Source organism: Thermosynechococcus sp. OHK43, from assembly GCF_014466085.1.
GTDB lineage: Bacteria > Cyanobacteriota > Cyanobacteriia > Thermosynechococcales > Thermosynechococcaceae > Thermosynechococcus.
Window position 1 is genome coordinate 1 of record NZ_JACOMP010000010.1, and the last position, 12,442, is coordinate 12,442.

Genomic DNA, 12,442 nt, shown 5'->3' on the forward strand with positions numbered 1-12,442 from the left:
CCGCATGAGGGTAAGCAGCAGGGGTTAATAGGGCTTCAACAAAGGCAGGCAAAGACATGTGTACTATGGGTGAACGACCCCCGACTCTCCTGTTCACTGAATAAACACACCTCAGATGGAGAGCGGACTTCACGTTTCATCGACATCTTTATACAGAGGTCTCCACTTGCTGCCACTGCAGGACCCAGGGCGCAGACATACTGAGACCCATCAGGGAAACTCTCCAGAGATTCCACATCTGTTTCATCAATCATACCCTATACAGCTCTGACCTCGACACTGAATTTATGTTTGAGTGAACAGAATCCGCAATGGGGGGCTTCCTGCTGATAAAGCTCAATTGACGTTTTCTCTGTTCCTTTAGAGGATGGGGATACAACCCTCTTGAATATGGCCATGGTGCGTCGCCCTGTAACATTACCCCAACTCCAAGAAAAAAAAGCGCTGGGAGAACCCATTACCATGCTCACGGCTTGGGATTATCTGTGGGCCCGCCTGTTGGATGCGGCGGGGGTGGATGTGATCCTTGTGGGGGATTCCCTGGGGATGGTTGCCCTTGGATATCAAACCACGTTGCCTGTGACCCTTGACCAGATGATTCACCATGCCCAAGCAGTGCGCCGAGGCGTTACCCATAGTTTCCTGGTGTGTGATCTGCCCTTTTTGAGCTACCAAGAAAGCCCTGAACAGGCTCTGAGATCGGCGGGGCGCCTAATCAAAGAGGCAGAAGTGCAAGCTGTGAAAATGGAAGGTGCCTCCCCTGTGGTGCAGGCAGCAACGCGGTGCTTAGTGGAGGCTGGAATTCCAGTGCTGGGTCATGTGGGTCTATTGCCCCAACGGGTACATCAGTTGGGGGGATGGCGACAACAGGGGAATACTCCCCAAGGCGCAGAAGCGATTCTAGCGGGTGCCCTTGCCCTTGCTGAAGCCGGTGCCTTTGCGGTGATTTTGGAGCATATTCCTGCGGCTTTGGCGCAGCAGATTACCGCCCAGTTGAAGATTCCCACAATTGGAATTGGCGCCGGCCCCCACTGTGATGGTCAAGTACTGGTGACTGCAGATGTTTTGGGCTTGAGTTTCCAGGTGCCCCCCTTTGCTAAGGTGTATGCCGACTTGGGAACACAGGCGATCGCCGCCATTGAAAATTACTGCCAAGCCGTCAAATCGCGGCAATTTCCCTGACTTAGATCGACTCAGATCGGCCAATGGGCACGGGGATTAAAGGTACGGAGCGATCGCAATTTTTCGTAGAGTTCTTTTTCTTGGGCACTCAGGGATTTGGGGGGCACAATTTGCACCTTGGCCAGGAGATCGCCAGCAATGCCGCCACTACTGCGCCAGCCTTTGCCCCGTAACCGGAGCGATTGCCCCGATCGCGTTCCCGCAGGCACATTCAAAACCACATTCCCCGAGGGTGTTGGCACCGTCACTTGCGCACCCAAAGCAGCTTCATCGGGAGTGATAGGCAAATCAATCACCAGTTGATCATCCTCAAAGCGGAAGAGGGGATGGGGCGCCACCTGTACCGTGAGATATAAATCTCCCCGCTGTTGACTGTAGGGGTTATATTGACCTTTGCCCCGCAGCCGCAACTTCGTCCCCGGCTTAATGCCAGCGGGAATCGTCACGGTTACCTGTTCATTACCAATGGCGAATGATTTTTGGCAGCCCTGAAAGGCCTCTTGAAAGCTAATTTGGATCTCTGCTTCTGCATCGGCACTGCCAAATCCTGAGGTATCAAACCCAACCGTGCTCCAAGTGCGGGTACGCCCTGTGCCTGTGGCAAATCGCCCCAGCAATTCATTGATAAAGTCTTCAAAGTTGGCAAACTGACTAAAATCAGCGCCAAAATCGCCCACATTGACATTAAAGCCACCCGCCTCCGCTGCACTGGCCTGTTGCCAATACTGACCAAATTGATCGTATTTGCGTCGTTTTTGCGGATCTGAAAGAACTTCGTGGGCTTCGTTAATTTCCTTAAAACGAGCTTCTGCCTCTTTATCCCCCGGATTCAAGTCCGGGTGATATTTGCGAGCAAGGCGGCGAAAGGCCTGCCGAATTTCAGCCTCCGTGGCATTTTTGCTGACCCCGAGGATTTGGTAGTAATCTTTGAAGTCGGTACGCGCCATAGGAACATTCGCCTCTACGTAGTCAAAAGATGGAGATTGAGTGTCAGGGCTGACAGCAAATTAGGGCAAAAAGCTCAGTGCTATTATAGTTGAATCCCTTTATACTGTCTTGGCATGGCGACGTTTCTTCGTCCAGAACTGAGCAACTTTCGCGCCTACTCCACCCCCACGAGCGACTCCCTACCGCTAGAACTGGACTACCTCGATACCAATGAGTTTCCCTGGGATTTGCCCACTGCCCTTAAGGAGGCGTTAGCTCAGCAGTACGTCAGCACCCTAGGCAGTCATCGCTATCCCGATAGTCACCACTGGCCGCTGCGGCAGGCGATCGCCCGCTACGTCAGTGAACACAGCCCAACTGAAATTTCCCCACACCAAATTGCGGTTGGCAACGGCTCCGATGAGCTGATTCGCTCCATACTGCTGGCTACGGCGATTGGGGGCTACGGTTCTATCCTAGTGGCAGAACCAACATTTTCCATATACGGGATCCTCGCCCAAACCCTAGGGATTCCCGTCCATCGGGCAACCCGCGATCCTGACACGTTTGCAGTGCAAATTGCCGCCGCCAATACCCTCATTGCCCAAGCGGCGCCACCGGTGCGCGTTCTCTTTATGCTGCAACCCAACTCGCCGACGGGAAACCCCCTAACTGCAGCTGAGGTGGACTGGCTACGGCAGCTTCCTGAGGATATTTTAGTGGTGATTGATGAGGCCTATTTTGAATTTTCCGGCAAGACACTGGTGGGGGACTTGGCAGCCCATCCTAACTGGTTGATCCTGCGGACGTTTTCCAAGGCCTTTCGACTGGCGGCGCATCGGGTCGGCTATGCCATTGGCAATGCAGAGGTGATTGCGGTTTTAGAAAAGGTTCGTCTGCCCTATAACCTGCCTACATTTTCTCAAGTGGCAGCGCAAGTTGCCCTTGACCATCGTCAGGCGCTGCTAGCAGAAATTCCCACGGTGCTAGCGGAGCGAGATCAGCTCTATGCACGGCTTCAGTCATGCCCCCAACTGCAGGTGTGGCCAAGTGTGGCCAATTTCCTCTTTTTCCGCTTGCGCGAACCCCAACACACCCCGCCCCTGTGGGATGCCTTGAGGAGTCAGGGCACCCTTGTGCGGGCGATCGCCGGCGGCATCCGGGTAACCATTGGCACCCCTGCGGAAATGGAGCGCTTTTGGCAACGGCTGCAAGCCTATTTGAACCAACACGATCAATCCGACAACGAATCTGACAACTAATCCGACAACCGGCCATTGGGGAGGACTGTGCCCCGCAGGGTTGCCGTGGCCAAGGAAGTATGGGTGAGTTTAGCACCTCGCAGATTAGCTCGACTAAGATTCGCCTGGCGCAGTTGCACATCCGTGAGTTCAGCATTGATCAGCTGAACCTCAATCAGCTTGGCATCAGTCAAATCTACATTGATGAGTGTGGCATTGCTTAAATCCGAACCACTGAGATTTGCCCCTGCTAAATTCACGTCTTCTAGGGTGATGCCACGCAAATCAAGCCGCCGAAAGTCACGCCGCCCCTTGGCATAGTCCGCCAGCATTTGATCGGCTCTATTTTGATTAATAATGGCCGGGGCGTAGCGACTGAGAAAACCATGTTTATCAAAGGAGTCTGAAGATCGCCCCGAAGAAGCAGACATCACTAAAGTTAGGATCAAGATTCCAATGATTTTACTATAGCTTAAGCCCAGGGCAGCAAGCGTTTTTGAGACTTGTGGCCAAAGAATCTGAAGAAAGTGGCATACTGCTATAGATAAGGAACCAATAGGGAGATAACGCTGTGGGACTATTTGATCGCGTCAGCCGTGTGGTTCGCAGTTGGCTCAATGCGCTGGTGGGTGCTGCTGAAGATCCCGAAAAAATTCTCGAGCAGACCATGATCGAAATGCAGGACAATCTGGTAACACTGCGGCAAGCCGTTGCCCAAGCGATCGCCTCCCAAAAGCGGTTAGAGCAACAGTTCAACCAAAACCAACAGCAGGCGGCTGAGTGGGAACGCCGTGCCAAAATTGCCCTGCAACATGGGGATGAGCAACTGGCGCTAGAGGCCTTGAGTCGCAAAAAAACAGCACTCAATGCAGCCATGGCCCTCAAAGGGCAACTGGAGCAGTCTGTGACCCAAGTAGAAGCTCTCAAAAAACAAATGCAACAGCTTGAAAGCAAGATTGCTGAAGCGAGAACCCGCAAGGAAATGCTAGTGGCACGGGCACGGGCAGCCAAGGCCTCAGAGCAACTGCAACAAACCTTTAGCAGTATGAACATCAACGCCCCAATGGCCGCCTTTGAGCGCATGGAAGAGCGGGTTCAGGAACTGGAGGCTCGCTCCCAAGCGGTGGCTGAACTCAATAGCGATACCCTCGAAGCCAAGTTTGCTGCCCTAGAAGGGGGCAGTGTGGAGGAGGACTTAGCGCGGCTGAAGGCGGAGTTAGCCAATCCGCAACTGTCCCCCAGTAGCACCCCTGCCTACGATCCAGAATTGGAAGCCCTGCGGCGACAACTGGAGAAAAACTAGCGATTTTCCATGGATTTGCTGCGATCGCTCCCCCTAGGGCTATACCTTGAACAACCCATCACTTGGCTGCACCGCCTTGATCCACGGGTGAAGTTGGCATGGTTGATGACGTTTCTGTTGGCCCCTATTTTAGCGGATGTCTTTTGGCGGTTGGGGCTAGTGGTCAGCTTAATTCTCCTGACGCTCGTAGGGGGAATTCCGGCACGGGTATGGCGGCGGCAACTGCTGTGGCTCCTCCTGGTGGGTAGTTTAATTCTGGTGATCACAGCTTTGATGCCCGATGGGATGGCTGTAACCTATCAACCCCGCCGTCCCTTGGCAGCGACAGTTCCGGCCACGAGTTACCGCTATATCCTGTGGCAATTTCACGCCCAAGTGGGTCAGTTTCCCATTCAGCTGCAAGTCTCCCAGCGATCGCTGGATTTAGGCATCCGCCTGAGTACCCTCCTGTTTACACTCCTGTACAGTACGCATTTGTTTTTGCTCACCACCGCTCCTGAGGAAGTGACCGCTGGCTTAGAAAATCTCATGCAGCCCCTGAAACGCTTTAAGCTGCCGGTGGCCGAAATTGCCCTGACCTTGACGCTTTCACTGCGGTTTATTCCCTTGGTCTTGGAAGAAGTGCAAAACCTGAGCCGCTCGGTGCGGACTCGTGCCATCAATTGGCGACTTGTGGGCATTAAAGGCAGTATCAAGCTGTGGCTCACCTTAGCGGTACGGCTGTTGGAAAATTTACTCCTGCGGGCAGAACAGGTGGCCTGTGCGATGCAAGTGCGGGGCTTTCAAGAACCGGAAACCTACGATAACCCGTGGCACCATCTGCGATTGCAGCGGCGCGATTGGTTAGCCTTGGGGGGTCTGGGGCTATTTTGGTTAATTCGCTTGGGTTGGTTGGGGGTTGAGCACTCGTGATGCGCCCCTGTGAGCCGTGGCTTTGGCGCTGTCTGCCCCTGCGTGGGCGCACGGGTCGCGCTATTTTTCAGCAGTTGTTTTTGAGGGAGCCAATTGCTGTCCTACTGGAAAGTCCAGCCCAAGCCCCCACACCCCAAGCTCGCTATTCCATTTGTGCGGGGTCACCACGGCGCGATCGCCAGTGGGTTTTATCCCTCGGTGAGGTGCTGCCAACATTACAAACATTTCCCCAAGCAACCGCTGTGCCCGAAGAAGTCAGCCATCTGCCCTTTGCAGGAGGGTGGTTGGGATGGCTGGGGTACGAATTGGCATGGGAAATTGAAGCGCTACCCCCGCCCAAGCCCGATCCGCTCCCTTTTCCAGTGGCCTTTTGGTATGAGCCTCAAGCCTTTGCTGTCTTGGATCATCAGGCGGATCGCCTGTATCTGGCGGCTTCGAGTGCGAGTCAACTGGCGGCGCTGCAACAAACTCTTGAAGATCCCCCCCTTGAGCAGTTCCTCTTATTACCGGATCGCCCCGGCAGCATTGAACTCGCGGCGGGCTGGCAGTCCGAGACCTACCAAGCAGCCGTTGAGCAAATTCTCCGCCATATCCGCGCTGGCGATATTTTTCAGGCCAATCTGTCGGCGCGCTTTTGCCATGATGGCCGCGTTGATCCGTGGCAACAATACCTGCAGCTACAGCAGATTAACCCCTCTCCCTTTGCCAGCTTTTGGCAAACCCCTTGGGGCTACATTGTCAGTTGCTCACCGGAACGCTTGGTGCAGGTTCAGGGAGATTGGGTGCAAACACGACCCATTGCCGGTACCCGTCCCCGCGGCCAAACCCCTGCGGCCGATCGCGCCCACGCCGAGGAACTCCGCAGCAATACCAAGGAACAGGCAGAACACATTATGCTTGTGGATTTAGAGCGCAACGACTTGGGGCGAATCTGCCAATGGGGCAGTGTGGTGGTGGATGAACTCCTCAGTTTGGAGTACTACAGCCATGTGATGCACCTCGTGAGCAATGTGCGCGGCAAGTTACAGCCGAGGAGATCCCCCGTGGATGTGATCCGTGCCCTCTTTCCCGGTGGCACCATTACCGGCTGTCCCAAGGTGCGCTGCATGGAGATTTTGGCAGCTCTTGAACCCTTTCCCCGCAATTTGTTCTACGGTTCCTGTGGCTACTGGGATCAGCGAGGGCATCTGGACTTGAATATCCTCATCCGTACCCTCTTGGTGGGGCGCGATCGCCAGAAAACCTGGGGACAAGTAGGTGCCGGTATTGTGGCCGACAGCGATCCAGAACGGGAATGGCAAGAATCCCTGAGCAAAGCCCAAGCCCTGCTCCTTGCCCTCGGAACACCAACGCCCATTGCCACCCGTTCCTAAACTTCCGCCATCAGGGCGTGCCACTCAATGACCACAGCGGCAGGAACAGCAATCTCAATCCCCTGCTCCTCTAGGGGTGGACGCAGAACCAAGGGCTCACTCCTCGGCAGTTGCGAGGCAAGGGGCAACAGATCAAACTGTCCTACATTGGCAACGGTGTCTGCCTTGGGAAAGTCATCCGCAGCTGTGAGGGTTTGACCGCTGGACGTGATCAACACCAAGGGATCGGGATGGCGAAAATGGTACTGCTCTGGAAACCCCACCAAGCGCAACTGCAACTGGTCGGGACGCGAAAAGAGAATCACCTGCCACGTAAAGCCATGATTATCGCGCAACGAATGCCGCGACTGCACCACCACTTGGTTGGGAGCCTCTTCAATGGTGCGAATCATGGCATCGCTACTGGGGGACACCGCCAGCCACAGGGGAATGACTAACAGAATCAAAAGTAAACAACGTTCCCAACGGGCCATGGGAGGACCTCCTTAGGGTGAGGTTTGGAGTGCCTGCTGAATTTGCGGAATCGTTACAGCGTAAATGCCCCGCAGATCGCCAACACGGAAGCCATAGGCGCGATCGCTGGGATATTTTTCCTGAATAAAGGCAGGACGGCGATTTTTAGCGCCATGGCAGGCAAGGCAACTGGCTTGGACATCAATGCGACGGAAGTAGTGCACCCCTTCGTTATCAGTTTGCCAAAAGGCTTGCAGTTGGCGGTTGTTATCAAACTGATTGAAGGCTTGCACTTCCAGGGCTGTGCGCGGGGCATGGTTGGGGTTGCGATACTTGAGGGCCACTTGACGCACTTGCCAGCCATTGGCAGCAGCAATTTCCTTGGCTTGCTTGCCCACGGGGGCACAGACGGCCTTAAAGGTGTCAAGGGTCGGTTCGCCAGTACCCCCTTCTAGGGTAGAGGCAAGGCCAATGCGCATTTGATCCAACTGTTCAATGGCTGTGACCACTTTCCCCAGCTCATCAGGATTCACACTGGCCAAGGTGGGCGGGGAAGCCTGGATCCATAGGGACGCCATCAACAGAGCCATGAGAAAGATGCGCACCATAGAAGTTACTCCTTTATTAAATTTTGTCAATGTTTGTCTGTCAAACTTTTATGATGGGTTGCTGCTCTGGAAACACCGTGGGTTGCAGGGGACGCACAAGGGAAAGGCCAAAGAATAGCCGCAGTCCCCACTGTTCAAACCAAGGGACACTCAGTCCCCACCACATTTTCAGCAGGAAGTAGCGTTCAAAGGCGGCCTTGACCCAACTGACCCACAATCCTTGAATGGCGTAGGCCAAGCGGCGGTTCCCCCCAGGGGGTTCCGGAATGACCGGAGCGGCAATATAGGCAATACCGGTATTGCCAAAGTCAGCAAAACATAGGGCATCCAGTGTCGGGACCACAGGGTCAGCCGCTAATTCCCCAAGGGCAACGGCAATGTTGTGGCTCGCAGCGATCGCCATCTCCTCCGTCATTTGACCGGTTTTGGGCACTCCCATAGGCACAGGGGTCACTTCTAAAGGTGGAAAGTGAACACTGATGCCCACCCCATAGATTTCAGGAAAGTTGGGATGCTGTAGGGTGGGCAGCAAGGGCAAAAACCCCTTCTCATTGCCAAGGCCAGAGGCGCGCACAAAGGCCACTCCGCGAAAAGGTGGCAAAATCATGCTGTAGCCAAAGGGGATCACCTGTCCATCCCGCAGCAGGATTCGATGCGGCTCGATAGCAGTTATCTCAGCGTTGGTAATTGTTTCAATGCCCCGTTTCTCTATCAGGTTGCGGGTGAGTTGATCGCCATTGGCCAACCCACCAATTCCCAAGTGGCCAACGTAGGGTTCAGGGGTAATGAAGGTGATCTTGACCTGATCGCGCAATCCATGACGCCGCAGGGCCTGCTCTGCCAAAAAGAGAAATTCATAGGCAGGCCCAAAGCAACTGGCGCCGGGAGCGGCACCCACAACTAAGTCCCCTGGCTCTTTGAGGAATTCTTGCCATGCTCTCTGGGCAGCTACTGCGTGGGCGGGAGTACACACGGAATGGCTGTAAATACCGAGCCCGGGAATCGTATCAAGTGCCAGTTCTGCCCCTGTGGCAATCACCAAATAGTCGTAGTCAAGGGTTTGTTCAGGCAAGTAAATTTTCTTTTCCTCAGGGGCAAGCCGCTGAACTTTCCCTTGCACCCATCTCAGCCGATGGCGCCGGCTGACCCTCTCTAGGGGCACTTGCAGGTGTTCGAGGGAATTGTATCCGAGGGCAACCGCCACTAATCCTGGGATAAACGTAAAGCGATCCACATCAGAGACCAAGATCACTTCATGGCGATCGCCGAAACGATGTTTCAATTCGTAGGCTGTGGGCAATCCACCAATGCCCGCCCCAAGGACAACCACCCGTGCCATGACTGTATCCTCTACAAATTTATTTAATTAACTATATGGTAGTATAAGAAGATACAATTGGCCACAGCCATCTGTGCTGAGAAAAACCCCAGAGTTGCACTGTTCATCTTGTGGCCTTGTTGCGGCAGCCATTGGGACTATACTGGAAAGAACATGAGCTGTTGGAAGCCCACAGATGAATAGTTGCGTCCTCTTTGCGGAAGTGATCCAAGCCCCAGAACTGCGCTACACCCAAGAAAATCAAATGGCAGTGGCGACGATGGTGGTGCAGTTTGCCAGCCTTCGCAGTGAAGAACCACCCATGAGTTTGCGAACAGTTGCTTGGGGGAATTTGGGACAAAAAATGCACGCAGAATGCAAGGTAGGCGATCGCCTGATTTTAGAAGGTCGGCTAAAAATGGACACCATTGACCGCCCCGAGGGCTTCAAAGAAAAACGCGCCGAGTTAGTGGTGAGCCGTTTCTACACAGTTGAGGGCAACATTGTGGACCACCCTGCACAGCCCGCCGCCACCGTACCCGTGACACCCAGGGTGGCCTCCCCACCCCCTGAACCTGAAGCCGGGGATATCAACTTGGACGAGGTGCCCTTCTAAGTTTCCAGCCGCAGGGTTACCACTTCCCATGGCTCCAGGGTCATTCGGTCTCCACGGTCTGTGGACCTCTCCAGGAGGGTTTGGCCGCCTTTGATCTGCCATGGGATGAGGGTTGAGTGCAGTTCCAAGGTGCCCCCTTCCCCAGTGACCTCTGCCACTCGCAATTGCCAGCCCTCTCCATCTTCAGCCTCCTTGAGAGCAAGGCATTGAATGCTAGCCTCCGACCAATGGAGCAGATGGGCGTGGGCGGGTAAGGTTCCTGGAGAGTGACCAAACAGCTTCGCTGCACCGTGGCCGATCGCGCTCCTGAGGGGATGATGAAACTGAGCCGCCCATTGGGAGACAGCCGCCGCCTGCCATGACCCCCTGTGGGGAAACACGCCATAGCTAAAGCGGTGCTGACCGCGATCGCTCGTCGGATCAGGCCATGTGGGGGATCGCAAGAGGGTCAAGCGCAGTTGATTGGCTTGGGCATCAAGCCCGTGCTTGCAGTTGCTGAAAAGACTCACCCCATACTCTGGCGTACTCAAATCCACCCAGGTGAGAAAGGGCACCTCCCATTTGGTTTGTTCATGGGGACTGAGGTGCGGATTCGGGAGTGTCGGGCGCACCGTAACGCCGCCGGGAGTTTCACAGGTGATCTGCTCAGCACTGATTGCCAAGGGAAAAGCTGCCTTGAGGAGAATATGTTCCTCCTGCCAGTCAATTACCGTATCAATGCGCAGCCAGGGGGTTTGATACTGCAACACATATTCCTGCTGAATCCCTGAGGACTGAAAGCGCCACCTTACCCGTAGGCGTTGCTCCAGTTGATGCCACGTCACCCATTCAATTGACTCTAAGATCGCGCCCGCCAGGCGGTGCTGCCCATAGTTGGGATCAATGTTCCAGGCATCCCAGTACTGCCCCTGATCACGGAAAAATTGCAGTTGATTGCCGCGCTCGCCCAAACAGGGACGATGATTCAACTTGTCGTAGAGGTTGGTGATTTCCCCCGTTGTCGGATCAATCTCAACGTGAAGATAGCTATTTTCCAAGACATAGCCCAAGGGCGGGGTGGGTAAGGGGTCAGGGCGCGATCGCGGGCAGAGCCACAGGAGTGTGTAGCCAATTCCCGGCACCTCAGGGGTACGAAAGGTCAGACACCCCTGGGGAGTATTCAACTGGGCTGGTAAATCGTAGTTACCCCGTGGACAATACACCCGCCAAGAGGGGATCTCCGGCGGTAGCTGCGCCAAATCAATGTGGACAACCCCGGCGCGATCGCCCACCCCACTATTGAAAATAACCACAGGAATTGCCCCTGCCACGGGGGGGGTGCCGTAGTCTATCGACGCACACAGAGCGGTTTGGGCCGCAGCCAGTAATGTTTCTGTGGTTTTCAGAAGCTGCTGCCATGTCGGATTGACCTCAGCATAGACCTCAGGAATTGAGGAGCCAGGCAGAATGTCGTGGAACTGGTTAAAGAGCAGTTGTTGCCAACAGGTTTTGAGTTCTTCCCTGGGGTAGGAAAAAGCAGTCGTAATTGCGGCGAGGGCACACCAGCGCTCTGCCTCTTGCAGTTGCCGTTGGGCGCGATCGTGGGCAGCCTTTTGATCACCATGACTGGTGTAGCAACCGCGATGGAATTCTAAATACAGTTCCCCCTGCCACTGAGTGGTCGGCGGTGTTTCTTGGCTCAACTGTTCCAAATACTGCCGCAGGGTTGTCCATTGCCACTGCGGCCCAAGGCCGTCAAGGCGTTGCCAGCGTCGCACCCGTTCCAACATTTCCGCCGTTGGTCCACCGCCATGATCCCCAACACCGGGGAGCCAGAGGCTGCGCCGCGATCCCGTTTGTTGCCACCACTGTTGGGCGTAGGTCGCCATTTTCACTGGATCAATCCCCTCGCCAATGGGCGCTGACATCAGGGCATTGATCTCAGCCCCCGCCACATCCCGCCAGACAAACCAACCGTGGGGAAAGCGGGTGGTGTCATTCCAGCGCAATTTTTGGGTGACAAAGTAGCGAATCCCCCCTTGGGCCAAGAAACTGGGCAAGCGTTCCGGAAAGCCAAAGGTATCGGGCAACCAAGCAATGGGGCTAATGTCACCAAAGACCTGCTGCACGTACTGCTGCCCATAGAGAATTTGACGGGCAATGGACTCGGCATTAATGAGATTGAGCTCCGGTTCCACCCAAAGACCCGCTGCCACATCCCACCAACCGGCGGCAACGGCTGCCTGAATTTGCCCAAAGAGTTCCGGGGCATGGGTTTGTAAATGGGCATACAAAGCTGGGGTGGAGTGGGTAAAGGTCAGCTCAGGGTAGCGTTTCTTGAGCCCCAAGACGGATTGAAAAGTGGACTGTGCCACTTGCCATGTTTCTGCGATTGGCCAGAGCCACGCCAAGTCTAAATGGGCATGGCCACACAGATGGATAGTGAACTCCCGTAAAGGGGTGGCGATCGCCAGCATTCTGTCATGAATCTCCGCCAGCAACGGATCTAAAACGGGGCGCTGCCCTTGAC

12 protein-coding genes are annotated in these 12,442 nt (G+C 54.9%); 6 read left to right on the top strand and 6 right to left on the bottom strand.

Features of this window, described 5'->3' with window-relative positions; genetic code table 11:
• Positions 1-396: 396 nt before the first annotated feature.
• The gene (gene panB, locus H8Q75_RS00445; protein ID WP_297039495.1) at positions 397-1,182 is read left to right on the top strand and encodes a 3-methyl-2-oxobutanoate hydroxymethyltransferase; all 786 of its coding nucleotides are present in this window, start codon (positions 397-399) and stop codon (positions 1,180-1,182) included.
• An 11-nt stretch (positions 1,183-1,193) separates the two neighbouring features.
• On the opposite strand, the gene H8Q75_RS00450 is transcribed toward panB, so the two are convergent.
• On the bottom strand, positions 1,194-2,129 hold the full coding sequence (locus H8Q75_RS00450) for a DnaJ C-terminal domain-containing protein (RefSeq protein WP_024123937.1): 936 nt from the start codon (positions 2,127-2,129) through the stop codon (positions 1,194-1,196).
• A 114-nt stretch (positions 2,130-2,243) separates the two neighbouring features.
• Here H8Q75_RS00450 and H8Q75_RS00455 point away from each other — a divergent pair, with 114 nt between their 5' ends.
• Positions 2,244-3,371 carry a histidinol-phosphate transaminase gene (locus H8Q75_RS00455; RefSeq protein WP_024123936.1) on the top strand — a complete coding sequence of 376 codons (1,128 nt, stop codon included), beginning with the start codon at positions 2,244-2,246 and terminating at the stop codon, positions 3,369-3,371.
• Here H8Q75_RS00455 and H8Q75_RS00460 read toward each other — a convergent pair.
• Entirely contained in the window at positions 3,368-3,781 is a 414-nt protein-coding gene (locus tag H8Q75_RS00460; protein WP_071823286.1) for a pentapeptide repeat-containing protein, read from the bottom strand. The genes H8Q75_RS00455 and H8Q75_RS00460 overlap by 4 nt on opposite strands.
• Positions 3,782-3,921: 140 nt before the next feature.
• On the opposite strand from H8Q75_RS00460, the gene H8Q75_RS00465 reads away from it, so the two are divergent.
• Genes H8Q75_RS00465 through H8Q75_RS00475 form a run of 3 tightly spaced genes read left to right on the top strand, consistent with a single transcriptional unit; the run spans position 3,922 to position 6,938 of the window.
• Positions 3,922-4,653 (top strand): PspA/IM30 family protein, encoded by a 732-nt coding sequence (locus H8Q75_RS00465; protein ID WP_024123934.1) that lies wholly within the window; start codon positions 3,922-3,924, stop codon positions 4,651-4,653.
• Between the two features lie 9 nt (positions 4,654-4,662).
• The gene (locus H8Q75_RS00470; RefSeq protein ID WP_024123933.1) at positions 4,663-5,565 is read left to right on the top strand and encodes a CbiQ family ECF transporter T component; all 903 of its coding nucleotides are present in this window, start codon (positions 4,663-4,665) and stop codon (positions 5,563-5,565) included.
• Positions 5,565-6,938, top strand: coding sequence for an anthranilate synthase component I (locus H8Q75_RS00475; RefSeq protein WP_297039516.1), 1,374 nt, complete (start codon positions 5,565-5,567; stop codon positions 6,936-6,938). The genes H8Q75_RS00470 and H8Q75_RS00475 overlap by 1 nt, the downstream gene beginning before the upstream one ends.
• Here H8Q75_RS00475 and H8Q75_RS00480 read toward each other — a convergent pair.
• From H8Q75_RS00480 to H8Q75_RS00490, 3 genes are read right to left on the bottom strand one after another with little or no spacing between them, the layout of a single operon-like run.
• Positions 6,935-7,411 (bottom strand): DUF3122 domain-containing protein, encoded by a 477-nt coding sequence (locus H8Q75_RS00480; protein ID WP_024123931.1) that lies wholly within the window; start codon positions 7,409-7,411, stop codon positions 6,935-6,937. The two genes, H8Q75_RS00475 and H8Q75_RS00480, sit on opposite strands and share 4 nt — an antisense overlap.
• Positions 7,412-7,423: 12 nt before the next feature.
• Positions 7,424-7,999, bottom strand: coding sequence for a DUF3365 domain-containing protein (locus H8Q75_RS00485; RefSeq protein WP_024123930.1), 576 nt, complete (start codon positions 7,997-7,999; stop codon positions 7,424-7,426).
• Positions 8,000-8,039: 40 nt separating this feature from the next.
• The gene (locus tag H8Q75_RS00490; RefSeq protein ID WP_024123929.1) at positions 8,040-9,338 is read right to left on the bottom strand and encodes an FAD-dependent oxidoreductase; all 1,299 of its coding nucleotides are present in this window, start codon (positions 9,336-9,338) and stop codon (positions 8,040-8,042) included.
• Between the two features lie 175 nt (positions 9,339-9,513).
• On the opposite strand from H8Q75_RS00490, the gene H8Q75_RS00495 reads away from it, so the two are divergent.
• The gene (locus tag H8Q75_RS00495; RefSeq protein WP_024123928.1) at positions 9,514-9,933 is read left to right on the top strand and encodes a single-stranded DNA-binding protein; all 420 of its coding nucleotides are present in this window, start codon (positions 9,514-9,516) and stop codon (positions 9,931-9,933) included.
• On the opposite strand, the gene H8Q75_RS00500 is transcribed toward H8Q75_RS00495, so the two are convergent.
• The coding region (locus tag H8Q75_RS00500; protein ID WP_297039513.1) for a glycoside hydrolase family 38 C-terminal domain-containing protein at positions 9,930-12,442 on the bottom strand (2,513 nt) is incomplete at its 5' end. The two genes, H8Q75_RS00495 and H8Q75_RS00500, sit on opposite strands and share 4 nt — an antisense overlap.

Bases quoted from the DNA above. Each gene is read 5' to 3' on its own strand.
- panB (WP_297039495.1), top strand. From the start codon at position 397: ATGGTGCGTCGCCCTGTAACATTACCCCAACTCCAAGAAAAAAAAGCG.
- H8Q75_RS00450 (WP_024123937.1), bottom strand. From the start codon at position 2,129: ATGGCGCGTACCGACTTCAAAGATTACTACCAAATCCTCGGGGTCAGC.
- H8Q75_RS00455 (WP_024123936.1), top strand. From the start codon at position 2,244: ATGGCGACGTTTCTTCGTCCAGAACTGAGCAACTTTCGCGCCTACTCC.
- H8Q75_RS00460 (WP_071823286.1), bottom strand. From the start codon at position 3,781: ATGTCTGCTTCTTCGGGGCGATCTTCAGACTCCTTTGATAAACATGGT.
- H8Q75_RS00470 (WP_024123933.1), top strand. From the start codon at position 4,663: ATGGATTTGCTGCGATCGCTCCCCCTAGGGCTATACCTTGAACAACCC.
- H8Q75_RS00475 (WP_297039516.1), top strand. From the start codon at position 5,565: ATGCGCCCCTGTGAGCCGTGGCTTTGGCGCTGTCTGCCCCTGCGTGGG.
- H8Q75_RS00480 (WP_024123931.1), bottom strand. From the start codon at position 7,411: ATGGCCCGTTGGGAACGTTGTTTACTTTTGATTCTGTTAGTCATTCCC.
- H8Q75_RS00485 (WP_024123930.1), bottom strand. From the start codon at position 7,999: ATGGTGCGCATCTTTCTCATGGCTCTGTTGATGGCGTCCCTATGGATC.
- H8Q75_RS00490 (WP_024123929.1), bottom strand. From the start codon at position 9,338: ATGGCACGGGTGGTTGTCCTTGGGGCGGGCATTGGTGGATTGCCCACA.
- H8Q75_RS00495 (WP_024123928.1), top strand. From the start codon at position 9,514: ATGAATAGTTGCGTCCTCTTTGCGGAAGTGATCCAAGCCCCAGAACTG.